Source organism: Peribacillus sp. B65, from assembly GCF_058513295.1.
Genome location: NZ_CP195840.1, coordinates 4,239,321 through 4,259,352, shown reverse-complemented (window position 1 = coordinate 4,259,352; position 20,032 = coordinate 4,239,321). Strand labels below are relative to the sequence as shown.

At 41.4% G+C, this 20,032-nt stretch carries 17 protein-coding genes, 1 riboswitch and 1 other annotated feature; of the genes, 5 read left to right on the top strand and 12 right to left on the bottom strand.

Features of this window, described 5'->3' with window-relative positions; translation table 11 throughout:
* Positions 1-291 precede the first annotated feature (291 nt).
* The 10 genes from ACSR9O_RS20710 to ACSR9O_RS20665 all read right to left on the bottom strand — a co-directional run bounded on the left by ACSR9O_RS20710 (position 292) and on the right by ACSR9O_RS20665 (position 11,841).
* Complete coding sequence (locus tag ACSR9O_RS20710) at positions 292-933, bottom strand: hypothetical protein (RefSeq protein WP_491724992.1); 642 nt, start codon at positions 931-933, stop codon at positions 292-294.
* Positions 920-1,561, bottom strand: a complete 642-nt coding sequence (locus ACSR9O_RS20705) for an ATP-binding cassette domain-containing protein (RefSeq protein WP_230178483.1) — start codon at positions 1,559-1,561, stop codon at positions 920-922. The genes ACSR9O_RS20710 and ACSR9O_RS20705 overlap by 14 nt, the downstream gene beginning before the upstream one ends.
* Positions 1,562-1,572: 11 nt before the next feature.
* On the bottom strand, positions 1,573-2,295 hold the full coding sequence (locus ACSR9O_RS20700) for a DUF2705 family protein (RefSeq protein WP_230178485.1): 723 nt from the start codon (positions 2,293-2,295) through the stop codon (positions 1,573-1,575).
* On the bottom strand, positions 2,288-3,019 hold the full coding sequence (locus ACSR9O_RS20695; protein ID WP_101225552.1) for a WxPxxD family membrane protein: 732 nt from the start codon (positions 3,017-3,019) through the stop codon (positions 2,288-2,290). Before ACSR9O_RS20695 ends, ACSR9O_RS20700 begins: the two co-directional genes overlap by 8 nt.
* The gene (locus ACSR9O_RS20690; RefSeq protein WP_101225553.1) at positions 3,009-3,773 is read right to left on the bottom strand and encodes a DUF2705 family protein; all 765 of its coding nucleotides are present in this window, start codon (positions 3,771-3,773) and stop codon (positions 3,009-3,011) included. The genes ACSR9O_RS20695 and ACSR9O_RS20690 overlap by 11 nt, the downstream gene beginning before the upstream one ends.
* A gap of 70 nt (positions 3,774-3,843) precedes the next feature.
* Positions 3,844-4,335: a DUF2712 domain-containing protein gene (locus ACSR9O_RS20685; protein ID WP_230178487.1), complete on the bottom strand. Its 492-nt coding sequence runs from the start codon at positions 4,333-4,335 to the stop codon at positions 3,844-3,846.
* A 257-nt stretch (positions 4,336-4,592) separates the two neighbouring features.
* A complete protein-coding gene (locus tag ACSR9O_RS20680; RefSeq protein WP_230178489.1) occupies positions 4,593-7,760 on the bottom strand; it encodes an Ig-like domain-containing protein in 3,168 nt (1,055 codons plus the stop codon).
* Positions 7,761-8,093: 333 nt separating this feature from the next.
* Entirely contained in the window at positions 8,094-10,508 is a 2,415-nt protein-coding gene (leuS, locus tag ACSR9O_RS20675) for a leucine--tRNA ligase (RefSeq protein WP_101225555.1), read from the bottom strand.
* 53 nt (positions 10,509-10,561) lie between these two features.
* Positions 10,562-10,792 (bottom strand) — a binding site (T-box leader).
* A gap of 153 nt (positions 10,793-10,945) precedes the next feature.
* Positions 10,946-11,209 carry a DUF2524 family protein gene (locus tag ACSR9O_RS20670; RefSeq protein ID WP_101225556.1) on the bottom strand — a complete coding sequence of 88 codons (264 nt, stop codon included), beginning with the start codon at positions 11,207-11,209 and terminating at the stop codon, positions 10,946-10,948.
* A 95-nt stretch (positions 11,210-11,304) separates the two neighbouring features.
* Positions 11,305-11,841 (bottom strand): SMI1/KNR4 family protein, encoded by a 537-nt coding sequence (locus tag ACSR9O_RS20665; protein ID WP_260359135.1) that lies wholly within the window; start codon positions 11,839-11,841, stop codon positions 11,305-11,307.
* Positions 11,842-11,979: 138 nt separating this feature from the next.
* Between ACSR9O_RS20665 and mnmL the strand changes: the two genes are divergently transcribed.
* From mnmL to ACSR9O_RS20650, 3 genes are all read left to right on the top strand, one after another.
* A complete protein-coding gene (gene mnmL, locus ACSR9O_RS20660; protein ID WP_101225558.1) occupies positions 11,980-12,939 on the top strand; it encodes a tRNA modification radical SAM protein MnmL/YtqA in 960 nt (319 codons plus the stop codon).
* A complete protein-coding gene (mnmM, locus tag ACSR9O_RS20655; RefSeq protein WP_230178491.1) occupies positions 12,936-13,508 on the top strand; it encodes a tRNA 5-(aminomethyl)-2-thiouridylate-methyltransferase MnmM in 573 nt (190 codons plus the stop codon). Before mnmL ends, mnmM begins: the two co-directional genes overlap by 4 nt.
* A 135-nt stretch (positions 13,509-13,643) precedes the next feature.
* A complete protein-coding gene (locus tag ACSR9O_RS20650) occupies positions 13,644-14,039 on the top strand; it encodes a hypothetical protein (protein ID WP_230178492.1) in 396 nt (131 codons plus the stop codon).
* 66 nt (positions 14,040-14,105) lie between these two features.
* Here the strand turns inward: ACSR9O_RS20650 and ACSR9O_RS20645 are convergent, their stop codons facing one another.
* Complete coding sequence (locus tag ACSR9O_RS20645; protein ID WP_491724991.1) at positions 14,106-14,909, bottom strand: alpha/beta hydrolase; 804 nt, start codon at positions 14,907-14,909, stop codon at positions 14,106-14,108.
* A gap of 210 nt (positions 14,910-15,119) precedes the next feature.
* Between ACSR9O_RS20645 and ACSR9O_RS20640 the strand changes: the two genes are divergently transcribed.
* Complete coding sequence (locus ACSR9O_RS20640; RefSeq protein ID WP_063234974.1) at positions 15,120-15,638, top strand: gamma carbonic anhydrase; 519 nt, start codon at positions 15,120-15,122, stop codon at positions 15,636-15,638.
* Positions 15,639-16,022: 384 nt separating this feature from the next.
* Here the strand turns inward: ACSR9O_RS20640 and metK are convergent, their stop codons facing one another.
* Positions 16,023-17,216, bottom strand: coding sequence for a methionine adenosyltransferase (metK, locus tag ACSR9O_RS20635; RefSeq protein ID WP_101225562.1), 1,194 nt, complete (start codon positions 17,214-17,216; stop codon positions 16,023-16,025).
* Positions 17,217-17,379: 163 nt separating this feature from the next.
* Positions 17,380-17,541, bottom strand: a riboswitch (SAM riboswitch).
* A gap of 417 nt (positions 17,542-17,958) precedes the next feature.
* On the opposite strand from metK, the gene pckA reads away from it, so the two are divergent.
* Positions 17,959-19,545 carry a phosphoenolpyruvate carboxykinase (ATP) gene (gene pckA, locus ACSR9O_RS20630; RefSeq protein WP_101225563.1) on the top strand — a complete coding sequence of 529 codons (1,587 nt, stop codon included), beginning with the start codon at positions 17,959-17,961 and terminating at the stop codon, positions 19,543-19,545.
* Positions 19,546-20,032 lie beyond the last annotated feature (487 nt).

The following is a 20,032-nucleotide window of genomic DNA, read 5'->3' as shown; positions in this document are numbered from 1 at the left end:
CTTTAAAAATAATAAAACGGAAAGAAGATCATTAATTTGAAGAAAATCATCCTCCTCTTTGCAGCAGTAGTCATCGCGAGCTCTCTCGGACATCAAATAACCGGCGGATATAATGACCCTCGAAAATCCCGCCCTAGGTATATACATTTGAAATAAGGAATCCGCTTTTGAGCTTGATTCCTTATCATTTCGGTAGGCAATAAATATTAATATTTTAGGAAGCGATCATGGAATTTGAATCTAAGAAAACTTATCACTCAATTAAGCTGGTATTAAATCCCCTTAAATTCCTCAGTCCTCATTATTTCTCTCCAATATTAGATCACCTTCATTCGATATATAACCATCTTTTCCCGTTTTATCGATATATACGTTATAGCCCTTTTTCAGTTCGATCACGATTGGCTTTTTCACTTTTTCGTCGATATCCCATTGAATCGTTTGCAAGCTTTCGGTTTCCGTTTCATCTTTTATATCGACAAACACTCCAATTTTATCGCTTGCTCTTGATAGTACATAATTCCCCGCTGGGATCTCTGTACCGACCACATAATGACCAGGATCTTTCATGATGATTTTTTGATTTTTTTTCACGACTTTTTCAAATTCAGAAGGCTTGAATTCAATCTTCCCTTTAATCGAGAAATTTTCATTCATATATGAAGGCTCTGCATGCAGTACAGCATTTTTGTGCATTTTATTGCCAGCAACTACAGCTTCATTATCGAGAGCTTTAATATCATAATAACCCTGATCGATATCTCTCCCGACAATGATGTTTTGTGATTCCAACACCTTATAGGAAGCAGCATTATTTTCCGTATTTCTATTAGCGGCACTCATCGCTGATGGAACAATGTACACTTTATAGATAAGGAATCCGCTTATCAATACGAGTAAAGTTAACGCGGCTATGCTTTTATTTAGAGTCAAGGACGATTCCTCCATTATCCATCTTTACATACTCATCGGCTAATTCCTCCAGGTCCTGTTTATGATGGCTTGTCAACAGAATGAGGGCGCCGCGCTCTTTTTCTTCCTTCAAGATCTGATAAACTAGCGTAACACCTTCTTCATCGATGGCATTTGTCGGTTCATCCAATAATAAAATGTCCGGTTTTTCAAATATCGCTTGGGCGACGCTTAGACGCTGCTTCATTCCTAACGAAAATTTTCCAACCTTCATTTTTGATTCCGGATCAAGGCCGACTCTTTTTATATTCAGTTTAATATCTTCATCAGTGGCGATATTCCTGATTTTTGCTAATATTTTCAGATTTGTATAAGCGTCAAATTGGTGCAGTAGGGAAGTGTTTTCAATAATGACACTACTATTAGCAGGAAAGGAAATATCTTTATGAAGGATTTTTTCGTCTATGGCAATTTCTCCTGAGCTTGGCATGATTAATCCTGCAATCGCTCTAAGCAGCATCGTTTTACCAGAGCCATTTCTTCCATACAAACCATAAATTTTCCCGCCGTTAAACTCATAATTGATATCATGCAAAAGTGTCTTCTTCCTCATCTTTTTATGTAAAGAGCTAATTCGTATTTTTGTCATTGTGCACCTCGTTAAATTAAATCGATTTTCTTTAATCGTCTATAGGTTAAAACAGTTAAAATGATCGTCATTACGGTTAAAACGATATAAGCATTTACTGTTGATATTCCGCCAGTTTCAAGTACATCACTTCTTACATACATGCCGAAATTGGGAAGCAAAAAATATAAAATCCACGTCAGCTTTTGTGTAGATAATAGAACTCCGCCTAATGTAACCGAAAAAAGCACATAAACATTTATCAGCAATAAAGATACTTCCTCCGTAAAATGAAGTTCGAGTGCCATTTGAATGAAAATCAGGACAATATTGGACATCATATAAAGACCCGCTATACAAATCAATGATGGCAAATCATGATAAAAAAAGGTCTGATCGACATTATTTATAAAAGCGAATACGATCGAGATAAGAAATTGAATTAAAGATAATCCAGATATAAGGATCATTAAGTTCCCGATTCTTCTAAACCCAAGTTTCACCCTGCTTTTTTCCCTGATCATCAGGTAGACCCCATAACCGGAAATATATTGCCGCAAATAACCTAACGACAAAAAACTCAATCCAGAAAAGAACATATACCATGTTCCCAATACAACAAACTTATTACTGATCGGAACTCCGCTAACGATCATATATTCCGTAAGATCGGCTTTAGAGCCATCGAAATAATCAAATAGTAAAATTTGCAACAAAATGACGATCAACATCGTTAAGAAGATTCGTTTAGTCATCAGAAACACCAAACATGAAATCTTTTTTCTCGATTGCGAAAAGCCCAAGTAAAACCATCACGAGAGATAGAAATAATTCTTTTCCAATCATGATTAGCGAATAATATCCTGTAATTCCGCTGCTTAATATAGGATCGATAACATTTGCGGAGCTGGCAGGACCCCAATGAATATTCAGCTGACTCTTCATCACATATAAGAGAAAACAGATACAAAAGGTTGCTGCCGTCGCTATGATTGAATTGGAATAATCAAAAATGAAATAATAAAGCAGGCCAATCGAGAAATATATACACGTCAATAGGGCTAAATTAAGAAGAGATAAGTTCCAATATTTTGATGATATAAAGTGAAATCTATCGAATATGAAAACAGCTGCGAAATTAATCAATAAAATGATGAACGCAAAGATAAACGAACTTATAAAAACTTGGATGGTCCGTCTCCGATACATGTCGATTCTTGATTGTAAGCGAACGATAATGTGTGGATGCTCATCTTCAATAAAAAAACGATAAAATAGTAACAAAGGAACAATATATGTGATCAATAAATTTTTAACCGAGAGATAGCCTTCTACACTCGCACTTACATCACTGATCAATTGATACGCTGGGTCTAGCTGCTTTATTTTTAAATAATGAATATTATAGGTCATCCATAAACATCCAAATAAAAGAACAAGCAGCAGTGATACATATACTTTTTTTTGATTAGACTTCATCACTTTTCACCTTATAAATGAACCCAATAATGATGATCGCTAAAAAAAGGATGGTCGATCTAAAGGAAATCAAAATGAAAGCTTCTAAGGTCACTTCGTTAAAAGGCTGGATGATCATTGCTAATGAATAATTCAGTCCTAAAATTTGTGAAAACCAAATAACAAAGCTTAACGGATACGTATACTTTATATCCGGGAAACACCAACTAAGGACAGTCGCCATCCCTGCGCATAAACTAGTGTAAAACCCAAAAATGATGATATAAACCACATTGGTGACAGCAGGCATTTTGTTGGCGAGTGTATATAAAAGATTTTCCGGGGATAAATCTGGTGTCAACCCTGTATCAAATTCACCATTCATGAATACAAAATATGCAATAATCATGTTTAATAGCAAGCAACCAACCATCACTAAAAAGGCAAATGACATATTTCCCAATAACATCGTTTTATAATAAGAGTATCGCCCTTTTTTGGTCGCTACGATATAACGGTAGCCTGTTTTATAGTCTTGGATATAGCTGTCGGCACACAAGATTAATAGAAAAATAGGCAAAAACCAAATAAGTAGTATTTGCATCATATGACCTAATGAACTTCCCGCTAAAAAAGTGGCTAGATGGGGAATGATCCATGACTCTGAAACATTGCCGATCAAGATAAATATGTCAATAATAACAATTGCCATTATACATAACACGATGAACTTTGTTTTTTTATTATTTGTTAATCGATAATAATAACTATTCATTTTGTCTCCCTTTAGAAAGCCACCATGAATAGAGAATCATCCAAGGTGGCTTCACCATATTCACCATTTTTTATTTATTATATTCCGTGGTGTAAGATTCTTTATACTGTCCAGGTAATATTCTCCCTGTCTCTTCATCCCAATATCCGTCTACGGAATAGGTATTAGAGCTATAATTATTATTTTCTGCCGTTAATCGTACCTCGGTGGCATTGGCACCTGCATTGCCTTTAACATAATGATTGCGCCCACTATTTAAACCGCCGCTACCGGCTTTCACTTTCGCTGAAGGAGATACATTCGTCCCAGTGCTTTTCTCCAGCCAATACGTGGTATAAGTATTCGTACCTTCTTGTGAATGATACATTCTCACCTTCCATGTATTCCGTTCCGTAGTCGTTTGGCGATACTTTGTACGTGTATATTCGTTGTCTTGCTCTTTCTTAATCTTAAAGGAATATACCGAATTCTCATTCCCAGCTTCAACTGAAAGCGTTCCTAACCCGATTGAGCAAGCTAAAATAGTACCTAATGCTATTACTCTTCCCTTTCTTTTTTTCATCATATTTTCTCCTGAAATTTATTTTTGAACAGATTAATGATATATGAACGGCGAGTATGTGAAGTTTCATAATTAAAATGGGACATGCCAAATCTGACATCATGAAGAAAATGCACATGACAAATCATTTTCTAGCATCACAGCTCGGAAAAGGCATGCTTATAGCAAAAACACCGCCGATGAGGAGCAGTGTTTTGATTCGTTTCCACACAAAAAAAGGCCGTTTAACATTTAAGTTAAACGGCCTTCCCCTGTTGCTATTTAGCTTTCTTTACGGTTACTTTTGCTGCTTTTCCTGTATTGCCCGCTTTGTCTTTTGCTGAAACATATAATGCGGACCCAGCTTTTTTCTTGCTGATTTTGATGGAGAAGTTCCCCTTACTATCAGCTTTTGCCGTTCCGATGTTTTTATTGCTGTACTTCACGGTAACGGTTGAACCGATTTCCGCTTTACCAGTTACTTTTGTTGCTTTATCGTTTACTTCATTCACTTTCGGTGTACCTGGAGCGGTTTTATCTTTAACCGTTACTTTTGCTGCTTTTCCTGTATTGCCCGCTTTGTCTTTTGCTGAGACGTATAATGCGGAGCCAGCTTTTTTCTTGCTGATTTTAATGGAGAAGTTCCCCTTACTATCAGCTTTTGCCGTTCCGATGTTTTTATTGCTGTGCTTCACGGTAACGGTTGAACCGATTTCCGCTTTACCAGTTACTGAAGTAGCTTTATCGCTTACTTCATTCACTTTCGGTGCATCTGGGGCGGTTTTATCAAGAACCGTGACGCTTGCCGCCTTGCTTTCACGCTTTGCTAAGTCTGTAGCCGTGACTGAAAGTTTAGTTCCGGCCTTTTGCTTGCTGATTTTCACTTTGAAATTCCCTTTGCTGTCCGTGTTACCTGAACCAATCACTTTTTTGGCACTATTTTTGATCGAGATTTTCATGTCCGCTTGCGATTGACCCGTTACATACGTATCTTTGTCACTTAAAGCTTTGACAGTTGGCTTGTTAGGGGTTGCACCCTTATTCACGAATATTTTGATTGAAGATACTGCTAGTTTGGAAGAATCAGAGATATTCACAGTAAGCAGCTGCGCAGCTTTTTGGACCGGAATCGTAACGCTGAACGTTCCGTTGGCTGACGCCGTTCCTTTACCGAGCGTTTTGCCTCCGCTTTTCACTTCGATTACTGACCCTTTTTTAGCTGAACCAGTCAGTTTTGTTTGCGTATCCATCACAAGATTGACTTTAGCATTCAAGTCCACTGCACTAAGCGCACTGTACGCATTCAATCTTCCGTATCCTGATACTAAATCTTTTCCGACAGGAAGTTCTTCTTCCGGTATGATGATTTCGCCATCTTCCGGTACATAGTCCTCATAAGGGTCAACATTATCTTCTTCTTCAAAAGCGACATATTCCGATGTCTCATGAAGGATTTCCCTTACTTCATTCACTTTCAACCCAGGGTTTCCGGATAATAACAAGGCTGTAGCTGCCGCAACATGGGGAGCTGCCATTGATGTACCATCCATGTAAGTAACATTCCCGTTAGGCACAAGGCTTGGGATGGCTGTCCCTGGTGCGACCATGTCCAACTTCGATCCATAATTGGAATAATCGGATACTAAATCAAGGGCATTGGTTGCACCGACGGATATGGCGTATTTTGATGATGCAGGATAAGAAAGACCTTCCATCCCATCATTACCGCTTGCCACGACAACCATTACATTCTTGGCAGCGGCATGTTTCAAGGCATATTCAATCGTCCTGCTATATTCTCCGCCCAAGCTAAGGTTTATGACCTTTGCACCATGATCCACGGCATATTTAATGCCTAGTGCAATTTTCTCATTGTCTCCAAATCCTGAAGAGTCCAAGACCTTCACAGGCATGATTTTAGCTACTGGATTGATTCCTTGCATGGAATAACCGTTATCTGCTTTGGCAGCGATGATTCCGGATACATGTGTACCATGGCCATTGTCATCGATTGCTTTTTCTTTCTTATCGATGAAATTCTTACCTGACTCCATTTCAACGACACTCTGTAGATCCGCAAGTGAATCATCGACACCTGTGTCGATAACCGCTACCAACGTATCTTTTAAATTGCGTTTCTTAATAAGGTTCTGCAGTTTTTCGTTATCGATGTCCGCTCCCTTAATGCCTTCTTCCCCACCGGCGTTATTCAAAGACCATTGATACGGTGATTGAATGTCGGCAGAAAGTGCTTTGTACGTTTTTACCGCTTCGATATATTCCACTTCTGGAAGTTTTTCGATACCGGAAAGAGCTGCTGTGCTCATTTTAGCTTGGTTCTTTAACTCGACGACATACATATCATCATACAGAACCTCTTGTTGCTTAGGTGCCGATAATGTTCCATATCCTTTTCCGCTTATCTTGGATTGGACAGCGCTTAATGACTTCCCTGGTTTAAGTTTGACGATATATTTGTTCTTTACATTTTTCGAAGCAGGAAGTTCGATTCCCGCTTTGCTTGCGATATCGACGATTCTCTCACCCGCAAGTTTATCAAGATTGATTTTCTTTGCAATGGCGTCCATATCCTTTTTCAATCCCGCCGGAGCGACGTCTGCCGATTTATTGAATAAGGCCTTAATCGCCTCTTGCTGCTTGTTGCTAATGACTGCCGTACTGCTTGCTCCATTTTCATTAAGATCCTCGATAAGGGGCTTAATCTCGACTAAGTGATTATAAACGGCTTCCCTTGCCGTTTTATTACCAGCCAGATGAAGGGCCAGGAATGGCGAAGCTTTATAGTATAAAGAGGAAAGGGTACGTCCCTCAGACGACTTCGTGAGAACTTCATCTCTAAAAACGCGGAGTGTTTTCAACATGGATTCTCCCGTTTTCTTATCGTTTACACTCACTTCAACCGGGCAAGATTCCAGCTCCTCCCCTTCGTCCCCGGCAGATGGCGGCAATGTCACTGAATGCGCATTGATGGAGTATTCAGCTACATTTTCCGCATCCGGGATGGGATTTCCCTCATCATCCGTATCGCCGAAATATTCAACTTTAACATAATACGTGCCTTCCCAAGCATATGGGAAATCGACTACGGCTTTTTCATCAGGATAAGAAGAGACAATATAATTGCTCTCATCTTTTTCTGCTTTTTCTTTATCTTGATAAACGGAGATATTCAAGATTTTGTCCGAATTGACTTCGAACTCAATATGGGAGAACTTTTGTACTTCTTCTGTTGTGGGACTGATTTGGTACCATTGGACATCCGGTTTTTCAAACTTTCCGTCCAGAGTGTCCCCATTTTTAATCGTTTTTACATTTTCAATAGGTGTTGCAGCTGCAGCTTGAGAATTTAGCGGAACCATCAAGCTGAATATCAGTGCAAAAATAAGTGCACACGCCGTAATTCGACTCACATTCTTAAATTTCACGGTTTTCCCTCCAATAATTGGTTAAAAAATAACAGTACTATACCAAACTATCACACTGTAACATTTTATCAACCAATTTTTTCCCTTTTTTATGTCAAATGCTTAATTTATTTGGCCATAGAGCTGAAAAATGATTCGCATGAACCAATTAAGCAAGATATTTGCGTTCCGATGTTCCTCTCATGACGATAGTAGCCTAATTGGTAGATTGATCGCTAATAGATTTAAATCGGTGAGAATCCTAACATGACCTAATTCCTATGGTCAGCCAATGCCACGAAAAAAAGCTGTCCCAGCAGAAAAATATGCGGGACAGCTTCCAATCATTTTTATTTAGTTTGCGACGATATTGACTAATTTGCCTGGTACGGCAATCACTTTACGAATGGTTTTCCCATCGATTTGTTCTTTGATGGAATCATCACCCATCGCGATTTCTTCCAGTTTTTCTCTCGTAGTGTCAGTCGGCACCATTAATTTCGCTTTGACTTTTCCGTTGATTTGGATGACGATTTCGACTTCGTTATCCACTAACTTAGCTTCGTCGAACGCCGGCCATGTACCGTACGTGATGCTCTCGGAATGGCCCAGTTTAGACCAAAGCTCCTCGGCAATGTGAGGTGCAACTGGTGCAAGCAGCTTTACGAAGCCTTCGATATATACTTTAGGAAGCGAATCCGCTTTATAAGCATCATTAATGAATACCATCAATTGTGATATCGCCGTATTGAATTTCAATTCCTCATAGTTCTCGGTCACTTTTTTAACCGTTTGATGATAGACTTTTTCAAGCTTGCCCGTGTCATCCGTTTCGGTCATCTTATCTGTGATCGTACCGTCATCGTTGACTAATAAACGCCAGATACGGTCAAGGAATCGGCGGGAACCGTCCAATCCGTTTGTGGACCAGGCAATCGAAGCATCCAATGGCCCCATGAACATTTCGTACATGCGAAGTGTATCGGCACCATGGCTTTCAACGATATCATCCGGGTTCACGACATTCCCTTTTGATTTACTCATTTTTTCATTATTCTCGCCAAGGATCATTCCTTGGTTAAATAGGTTTTGGAATGGCTCCTTCGTTGGCACGACACCGATATCATACAAGAATTTATGCCAGAAACGAGCGTAAAGCAAGTGAAGCACCGCATGCTCAGCGCCGCCAATATAAATGTCGACCGGCATCCATTCTTTTAATTTTTCAGGATCTGCAAGTGCTTCCTTGTTGTCCGGATCGATATAACGAAGGAAGTACCAGCTGCTGCCTGCCCACTGTGGCATCGTGTTTGTCTCACGGCGCCCTTTTCGTCCATTTTCATCCGTTACATTCACCCATTCCGATATGTTTGCAAGTGGTGATTCGCCTGTACCTGAAGGCTTAATGTCCGTAGCTTTCGGTAAAATCAATGGAAGATCTTCTTCCTTCACTGCAGACATCGTGCCGTCTTCCCAATGGATGATCGGAATCGGTTCACCCCAGTAACGCTGACGGCTGAATAACCAGTCGCGAAGACGGTATGTTATTTTCTTCGTACCGATTTCTTTTTCTTCCAGCCATTTGATCATCGTCGAAATGCCTTCTTCTTTATTCAATCCATCAAGGAATTCCGAATTCACATGAAGTCCATCGCCTGTATATGCTTCACTTGTCACATCTCCGCCAGCTACGACTTCCTTGATCGGCAAGTCGAACTTGACTGCAAATTCATAATCACGCTCATCATGGGCAGGAACCGCCATGATCGCACCCGTTCCATAGCTGATCAACACGTAATCGGCTATCCAGATCGGCATTTTTTCGCCGTTTACCGGGTTAATGGCATAAGCCCCCGTGAACACGCCTGATTTATCCTTGGCCAAGTCTGTTCTTTCTAAGTCGCTTTTATGTTTCACTTCATCTAAGTAAGCTTCAACTGCTGCCCTTTGGTCAGCCGTGGTAATTTTATCGACAAACGGATGTTCAGGTGCCAATACGGCATATGTTGCACCAAATAACGTATCCGGACGAGTCGTGAACACCGTGAATGTATCATCAAAGCCATCAATATTGAAAGTAACCTCCGCTCCCTCGGAACGGCCAATCCAGTTACGCTGCATATCCTTGATGTTTTCCGGCCAATCCACATCGTTCAGATCGTCAATCAAGCGGTCTGCATACGCAGTGATACGAAGCATCCACTGTTTCATCGGGCGACGCTCAACCGGATGGCCCCCACGCTCACTTTTCCCATCGATGACTTCTTCATTAGCCAATACCGTGCCAAGTGCCGGACACCAGTTAACTGCAACTTCATCAATATATGCAAGGCCCTTTTCATATAATTTCAAGAAAATCCATTGCGTCCATTTGTAATAGTCGGGATCTGTCGTGTTTATTTCACGATCCCAGTCATAAGAAAAACCTAGGGCTTTGATTTGGCGGCGGAACGTGTTGATGTTGTGCTCCGTGAATTCGGCTGGATCATTTCCCGTATCGATCGCATATTGCTCTGCCGGAAGTCCAAAAGCGTCCCAGCCGATCGGATGCAATACATTATACCCCTGCGCCCGTTTCATCCGTGCCAGGATATCGCTTGCCGTATAACCTTCCGGGTGCCCCACATGAAGACCTGCCCCTGAAGGATATGGGAACATATCCAGCGCGTAGAATTTGCGTTTGCCGCTTTCTTCACCCGTTTTGAATGTCTTATTGCCTTCCCAATACTTTTGCCATTTCGTTTCTATGCTTCTATGGTCAAAACTCATATGATTTCCTCCTAATTTCCGTATAAAAAACAATAAAAAACCCCTCATCCCAAAATAGGGACGAGAGGATTATGTATATCTTCCCGCGGTACCACCCACATTGGCGATAGCTAAAATCCGCCCAGCTTAAAACATCCGTAACATGGATTAAAACGCCAGGCATTACTTATTAATTCACACCCGGGACTCCAAGGCGAGTTCGCGACCGTCCCAGGTTGACTTGCACCACCCGTCAACTCTCTTTACTGGTTTAAACCGCTACTATTCCTCATCATAGTCTTTATGAGAATATTGATTTTATTTCATTCTAGTCAATTTCACCGATAATTGCAATAGCCGTACATAAACATTATCGACAGGTTTTTCATTATATATGCGAATTCAGGAAAATTCGTGCAAAAAAGGGAGCTATTCATTCATAGCTCCCTTGCTTCCATTTAATGTCGCAGTAAAGTCATTTCATTCCTCAATTGATTCAACTGCTGCTTCATCCGCGAAAGCATTTCTCGTTGCTGGTCATTCGAACTGGCATACAATCGTTCCATGTCCGTCAAAGCCTCTTCGATATACCTTTGCGAATTTTGAAATTGTTCATCATCGTAATGCTCCTGCCGTGAAGCCTCGTTAAATTCAAACTCTGCAAAATGGAGAGCACCTTCACATTGCTCTAAAAAATGATCGACGGATTGTCTGGTTGCCATTTCAAACCCTCTCCTTCGCGTCTCATTTGGATGATTCGGAATCATCTTGTCTAGTTTGAGCAAATAACGGGTGGATTATCATTTTTTTTGAGCAATCAACCTTTATCCCAAAACTTCTCACCTTGATGGGAAATGAATTGCTCGATCCATTCGGCAAAACCCATGTGGAGTTTCTCGCCTTCTTCAAAATCATCGATATGGCCTTTTACCATTAAATACTCTTTATCGCCTTTAGCGACGGCTTCCCCATCAATGACGATATTATCTTGATAAATGCAGGCCACTTTATAGCATCCCTCATAGGAATTTTCATATGTGTAATTAATAATATCATCCAGGCTGTATAAATCATTTTCCCCGCCCGATTCCACATTATCGAACAGACGGCATCCATTGGTTATTTTTAAAAACTCCTTATAATCCTCGGGCAGAAGCAGTCCGGTTTTCTTTTCAAAGGAATGAATTTGTTCATCCGAAGCAGGTGAATTGAAGGTGCAAGTGGCTTTGTATATGAATCCATCTTCATTTACTTCGATCACCTGATTATTTTCGGCTAATTTCTTTTTCATTTGATTAATCGCTTCTTCAACTTGACCGGTCATGTCCATCAGCTCCCGATTGGATATAGTCATTCAAAGATATACTGGAAATAGCAGCAAAATGTTTAGCCCTCAAGTATACAGTATACGCTTATTTTTCAAAAAAAGACCTAGCTGCGAGAATGTTGTATAATATATGTTGCGATTTAATTTATTTAGGAGGTTGCTGATTTGAATCAGGCAAACCCGTTTATATATGCAACGGATAACAAACGATATCATACATGGAATTACCACCTGAGGGAACATTTTGGACATAAGGTTTTTAAAGTTGCCCTGGATGGCGGTTTTGACTGCCCGAACCGTGATGGCACCGTCGCGCATGGCGGCTGTACCTTCTGCAGTGCCTCAGGCTCTGGTGACTTTGCGGGCAGCAGGGTTGAACCCCTCGACGTTCAGTTTCAGAAGATCAGCGAACGGATGCATCATAAATGGAAAGATGGAAAATATATGGCCTATTTCCAAGCGTTCACGAATACGCATGCCCCAGTGGAAGAACTTCGCGAGAAATATGAAAGTGTATTGACCCAGGAGGGTGTCGTCGGGCTCTCCATTGCGACACGTCCGGATTGCCTTCCAGATGATGTAGTCGAGTATTTAGCCGAATTGAACGAACGGACCTACCTTTGGGTGGAGTTGGGTCTCCAGACGGTCCATGAAAAAACCGCGACGATGATCAACCGTGCCCATGATTTCGATTGCTACAAAGAAGGCGTCGATAAACTGCGGAAACACGGCATCCGCATATGCTCCCATATCATCAATGGCCTTCCTCAGGAAGATTACGGCATGATGCTGGAAACAGCCCGGGAAGTTGCCAAACTCGATGTGCAGGGGATAAAGATCCATTTACTTCATTTATTAAAAGGGACACCGATGGTCAAACAATACGAAAAAGGCCTGCTCGAGTTTCTTGACCGTGACGATTATGTCAGCCTGGTATGCGACCAGCTGGAAATAATCCCTCCAGAAATGATCGTTCACCGCATTACGGGTGACGGTCCGATCGATTTGATGATCGGTCCAATGTGGAGCGTCAATAAATGGGATGTCTTGAATGCCATTGATGCCGAATTGAAACGCCGTAACAGCTGGCAGGGAAAAAATCATCATACGGAGGTACAATCATGAAGCTTGACCGAATTTTGCCATTCGCCAGGATTCTGCTGGAAAAAGCGGTCCATCCCGGGGATATAACCATTGATTGCACGATGGGCAACGGTTTTGATACGGTCTTTCTTGCAGGACTTACAGGTGAAAACGGGCATGTCTATAGTTTTGATATTCAAAAAGAAGCAATTCAAACCACAGCGGCGAAACTAAAGGCCGAGAATTTACAAGAGTGCTGCACCCTCATTCACGATGGGCATCAACATTTGAGCAAATACGTCAGGAAAGAGCATTCCGGAAAGGTCACGGGTGCCATATTCAACCTGGGCTACCTTCCTGGCGGTGACAAATCAATCATCACCCAAGCCGATACGACGATATCAGCCATTGAACAGCTATTCGAATTGCTGGCGCCTGAAGGCATCATCATCCTCGTCATTTACCATGGTCATCCAGGGGGATTGGCAGAACGGGATGCATTGATGGATTATGTACAGAACTTCCCTCAACAGAAAGCCCATATCCTGAAATACGGGTTCATCAACCAATCAAACAATCCGCCATTCATTGTCGCGATTGAAAAAAGATGATGACTTTTGACACCGTTCGAACGAACGGTGTTTTTTCAATCCCAACTCGCAGAAGCAGAATTACCAATCACAACATTTTGAATTTTGCGTCTATAATGATTATAATGATAGAAAATAGATAAGAGGGTGCAGAAAATGGAACATTTGCCTACTTCATTACTGACGGATATATTAACTGAAAAAATCAAAAGGGATTCAAGTGAACAATACGGGGAGTTTGTCAGCTCGCTTAACTCGTTGACAGAAAACCAAAAAACCATGGAGGACCTCAAACAATTCGATCACCATTTTGATAGGTTCCTGCCACAACTCGATTTAATGATTTCCACTCAAAACCATGAAGCGATCATGAATATGAAAGCGACGCTTTTGGACCTATTCGCCAATGACTTAACCTTCAAATCCATCTATCTTCTATCCACCGCATTATCGAATAAAAAAGAACTTACACACTTGAACCAATTTATGTACCCGGTTACTTACTGGGCCCCGGTGATCAAGTCAAACGAATTGATTAAAAACGCAGGCTGATTCAAATAAAAAACTGCCAAAGGTCTAACCTCGGCAGTTTTTTATTTATCCTTAAGTATGTACTGATCAAACGACATACCCTAATATTTTTAAACGGTTCTCAACAAAACTCAGCGCATATTGAAATACATCATCACGTTCTGGTTCATTGAAGATTTCATGATATAGCTTTGGCCATTCCTTATATTGCTTTTCACTGGCCAAGTTATAATTAAACCACTCACGAACCGCCTTCTTGTTCACGACTCGGTCATCTCCGCCCTGCATGACCAAAAGCGGCACATCCTGGAAATCAGGAATTTCTTCAAAAGCATCCTTCATAGCCTGTGCAAGCTCGCGATACCAGCGAACCGAAACCTTTGTGATATATAATGTATCGTTTCTATCGGATTCACGGACTTCCGCACTTCTCGTCGCCATTTCAGGTGTCAATCCGGATTCAACCCTGAACTTAGGCATCACGATATTCAAACCATGCGAGATGGTTGTCAGGAACTTCGGCGGCTTCGTCACGAGGCCCAAGCATGGAGAAGAAAGAATCACCCCTGCAATGTCCCATTCCTCTTCCTGAAGAAGGCGTATCGAAATCAAACCGCCCATGCTGTGTCCAAGTAAAAAGACCGGCAACGAATATTCGTAAGCCTCTTCTATCCAGCTTTTCACTTCGTCCAAATACTCATCAAAGGAATCGATATGTCCCCGGTAGGCGCGAGTTGTCATACCCTGCCCAGGAAGGTCGCCCATGACGACATGGTATCCAGCCGAAAGCCACATTTGTGTTACCCACTTATAACGTCCGTGATGTTCCATTGCCCCATGAATGATGACAATGACGCCCTTTGCGTCTCCTTCTGTCTCCCATTTCCACATTCGAAATCCCCCTTTCACTTTTCACTTGTTGTGTACGATCCATGATAGTTAAAATAATATATATAAATTATAACCATATTCGTGATTTTCGACAAAAAAGAAATCTAACAAGTTGTACATTGCTATTATAAATAGCCAAGTGTATTTGCATACGGTATATTAAAATAATACATAAAAACATTCACTTCGGAAAGGAAATGATTGAAAATGATTATTTATCCGTATAAAGGCAAAGAACCTGAAATCGCCGAAAGCGCTTATATTGCTGAGAATGCTGTCGTGACAGGTGATGTCAAAATTGGCGACGAAACATCAATTTGGTTCAATTCCGTCATTCGCGGTGATGTATCCCCAACCATCATCGGGAAAAAAGTCAGTATACAGGATAACAGCGTCCTGCACCAAAGCCCAAATAATCCATTGATCATCGAGGATGAAGTAACCATTGGCCATCAGGTCATTTTACATAGCTGTAAAATCCGTAAAGGAGCTCTGATCGGCATGGGATCGATTGTACTTGATGAAGCTGAAATCGGCGAAGGAGCCTTCATCGGTGCCGGCAGCCTCGTTCCACAAGGTAAAGTCATTCCACCGAACATGCTGGCATTCGGACGGCCAGCTAAAGTCATTCGCGAAATCAACGAAGAAGATCGCCAGGATATGGAACGCATCGTTCGCGAATATGCCGAAAAAGGACAATACTATAAAACGGCGGAACGCATAAAGTGAATTGACTGAAAGTTACGAGTATTGTACTCAAACTCACGAGTTTTTGCTCCAAACTTATGAGTATACGCTCTAAATTCATGAGTATATGCTCTAAACTCATGAGTATACGCTCTAAACTCACGAGTATTTGCTCTAAACTCATGAGTATACGCTCTAAACTCTCGAGTATACGCTCTAAACTCTCGAGTACTTGCTACAAACTCTAGAGTAACGCTTCAACCTCACGATTTGATGACACAAACAAACTTGTATACGACTTTAACTCACGAGTTTTGCACGTATTTTATATTTCTTTGGGATTTCTTGAATTATTCCCGCTGACGGCAAAATTAATCCAAAAAAAAAAGGTGTCCCGCAAATTGCGGGACACCTTTTTTATATGATTTACGCTTGTGCTTTTAATGTTTCTGCTTTGTCCGTGCGTTCCCATGGAAGATCGACATCTGTACGGCCAAAGTGTCCGTAAGCAGCTGTTTGTTTGTAGATCGGGCGACGAAGGTCAAGCATTTTGATGATGCCAGCTGGACGAAGGTCGAAGTTAGCACGAACTAGGTCAACAAGGACTTCTTCGCTAACTGTACCAGTTCCGAACGTATCAATTGAAATCGATACAGGCTCTGCCACACCGATTGCGTATGCCAATTGAACTTCCGCTTTGTCGGCAAGGCCGGCTGCCACGATGTTTTTCGCAACATAACGAGCAGCATATGCAGCAGAACGGTCAACTTTAGTAGCATCCTTACCAGAGAATGCACCGCCGCCGTGACGAGCGTATCCGCCGTAAGTATCAACGATGATTTTACGTCCAGTAAGACCAGCATCCCCTTGAGGTCCGCCAATTACGAAACGGCCAGTCGGGTTGATGAAGTATTTAGTTTTAGCATCGATCAATTCAGCTGGAACGACCGCTTTGATCACATGTTCTTTTAGATCGGCTTGAATTTGTTCAAGCGTAATTTCAGCATCATGCTGTGTAGAGATTACGATCGTATCTACACGTACAGGACGGTTATTCTCATCATATTCCACAGTTACCTGTGTTTTACCATCAGGGCGTAAGTAAGCAAGAGTTTCATCTTTACGAACTTGAGCCAGGCGGAATGAAAGTTTATGCGCCAATGAAATCGGAAGCGGCATAAGCTCTTCTGTTTCATTACAAGCAAATCCGAACATAAGACCTTGGTCCCCTGCACCGATTGCATCGATTTCTTCCTCTGACATGTTTCCTTCACGAGCTTCCAATGCTTTATCGACTCCAGCTGCGATATCGGCAGACTGCTCATCAATGGAACTCAACACTGCACAAGTTTCAGCATCGAAACCGTATTTCGCACGTGTGTAGCCAATTCCTTTAATCGTATCACGAACGATACGCGGAATATCCACGTAAGCGGACGTTGTAATTTCACCAGCAACAAGTACAAGGCCTGTTGTTACACTAGTTTCACACGCAACACGTGCATTTGCATCCTTAGCTAGGATAGCATCTAAAATGGAATCTGAAATCTGATCACAAATTTTGTCCGGATGGCCCTCTGTAACAGATTCAGAAGTAAATAGACGTTTCTTTGACATCATATTTCCTCCTTGGAAGTTAGTATGTTGTAGGCATAAGCCTGATTTTTACGGAACTCGTTTCCCTCATTAGTTTCAACTATAGACACAGAATTACTTATGAAAAACACAAAAACCTTCCCTGGCAAATGAGGAAAGGTTTAAAATTCTGTCTTCTATCCTTTCACTCTTATCGTTCAAGGGTTTTTACCTTGCTCAGGTTAGCACCATCACCACTATTCCTTGAAGACCTTCGCTTTATTTTCGGCGATCGATCTTGGAGTCAAGTTCAATATGGCAGGTTGCTGGGTTTCAAAGGGCCTGTCCCTCCACCAACTCGGGATAAGAGAATCCGTACAATTTAAGATATTATCGTATCTGGTTGGAATTTGTCAATGCTTTTCTAAAAAGAACATTTCCGCCCAGTATGGCTTTCTTTTGAAAAAAGTGTTGATACAGCGTCTTAGAAGGGTTTACAATGCAAAATACGAATAGAAATGTTGGAAATTGCCATTAATAATAAGTATTAAGCTTACGAAAAACGACTTCACCATTGGAAATATATTGCTTACTTACTTCCTATTAAAATAAAATTGACTTTATTAAAGTATATGTGATAATCCTGACTCGGTTCCTGCCGGAATAAAATGATTAACTCGGCCAGCTGAAAATAATCACAAATTAGAAGAAATAGTATAGACTATTTAAATGAATGTGTTATACTAATTGTAATCTAAAAACTTAAACAAAGGAAGGTACCTCATATATGAATTCTGTAGATGTTTCTAATGAGTTACACCAGTTATTAACAGGAAACAATGTGCAAACTCAACTTTCAGTTCCTCAATTGGTCGAAAAAGTATTAAGCAGAAATGAAGGCGTTTTAACATCAACCGGCGCAGTAAAAGCTGAAACTGGCAAATATACTGGTCGTTCACCTAAAGATAAATTTATCGTGGAAGAAGCATCCGTTAAAGATAAAATCGATTGGGGTTCAGTGAACCAGCCAATTTCCGAAGATGTGTTCAATAAACTATATAATAAAGTAGTTGACTACCTAAAAGCAAAAGAAGAGATTTTTGTTTTTAAAGGTTTCGCTGGTGCAGACGAATCATCTCGTCTTCCAATCCGTGTTGTTAATGAATATGCTTGGCATAACCTTTTCGCCCATACTTTGTTCATCCGTCCAAATGAAGAGGAACTAAGAGGTCACGAAGCTGAATTCACAATCCTTTCTGCACCTAACTTCAAAGCAGACCCAGAAGTGGACGGAACCACTTCCGAAACTTTCATCATCGTTTCATTTGAACGCCGTACCATCCTGATCGGCGGAACGGAATATGCAGGAGAAATGAAAAAATCGATCTTCTCGATCATGAACTACTTACTTCCAGAGGCTGGAATCCTTCCAATGCATTGCTCTGCTAACGTAGGACGTGAAGGGGACGTCGCTTTATTCTTCGGTCTGTCCGGTACAGGCAAAACAACTTTATCAGCAGACACTAGCCGTAAACTGATTGGCGATGACGAGCACGGCTGGTCTTCTAATGGCGTATTCAACATCGAAGGCGGCTGCTATGCGAAAACGATCAATCTTTCACGTGAAAAAGAACCACAAATTTTCGATGCAATCCGTTTTGGTGCCGTATTGGAAAATGTTGTTGTTGATCCGGATACACGTGAAGCGAACTATGATGACAGTTCATTGACTGAAAACACTCGTGCTGCTTACCAAATGCAAGCGATCGATAACATCGTGAACCCAAGTATTGCAGGACATCCAAATACAATCATTTTCTTAACAGCTGATGCTTCAGGCGTTCTGCCTCCAATCAGCAAGCTTTCCAAAGAACAGGCAATGTTCCACTTCCTAAGCGGATACACTAGTAAATTGGCTGGTACTGAAAGAGGCGTAACTTCACCGGAAGCTACATTCTCCACTTGCTTCGGATCTCCATTCTTACCTCTTCCAGCTCAACGCTATGCTGAGATGCTTGGTGATAAAATTGACGAGCACAATGCAAAGGTATACCTTGTCAACACTGGATGGACTGGCGGAGCATACGGAACTGGAAGCCGTATGAAACTTGCTTACACTCGTGCAATGGTACAAGCGGCACTTGAAGGTGAATTAGCGAACATCGAAACGATCAAAGATGATATCTTCGGCTTGGATATCCCGCTTCATGTTCCTGGTGTTCCTGATGAAGTGCTTCAGCCAATCAAGACTTGGGCAGATCCTGCCGCTTATAAAGAAGCAGCAACGGACCTTGCCGCACAATTCCGTGCTAATTTCAAGAAATTCGGCAGCGTTCCAAGTGAAATCGAAGAACTTGGCGGACCGACAGCTTAATAAATTGTACACAAAAGGACCAAGCTCTTGCTTGGTCCTTTCAGTATGTCGACAAGAAATGTCTCATCCCGAACCATGATTTCAAAACATTTCTTCGTTATCCTTCATTCATTGTTTACTTTTTGAATGGAAACCTCAGAAATTTGCTACACTCCTGCTACTCGCTCTCCAAAACCCCACTAGATACATCAGCGAGGAGTCTTGGCAGACAGTCGGCGGAAATGAAGCGGATATAATTCGTGGACCTTAAAAAATAAATGCTTCGGAGTCCGAATAGTTAGGTGTAGATCGAATAAATTCGTGGACGGTCGAATAATGTGCCGTGTACGTCGATTTTCTGCGACAACGGTCGAATACAGTGCCGTGTAGGTCGATTTTCTGCGACAACGGTCAAATTTAGTGCCCTGTAGGTCGATTTTCTGCGACTACGGTCGAATTTAGTGCCGTGTAGGTCGATTTTCTGCGACTACGGTCGAATTTAGTACCC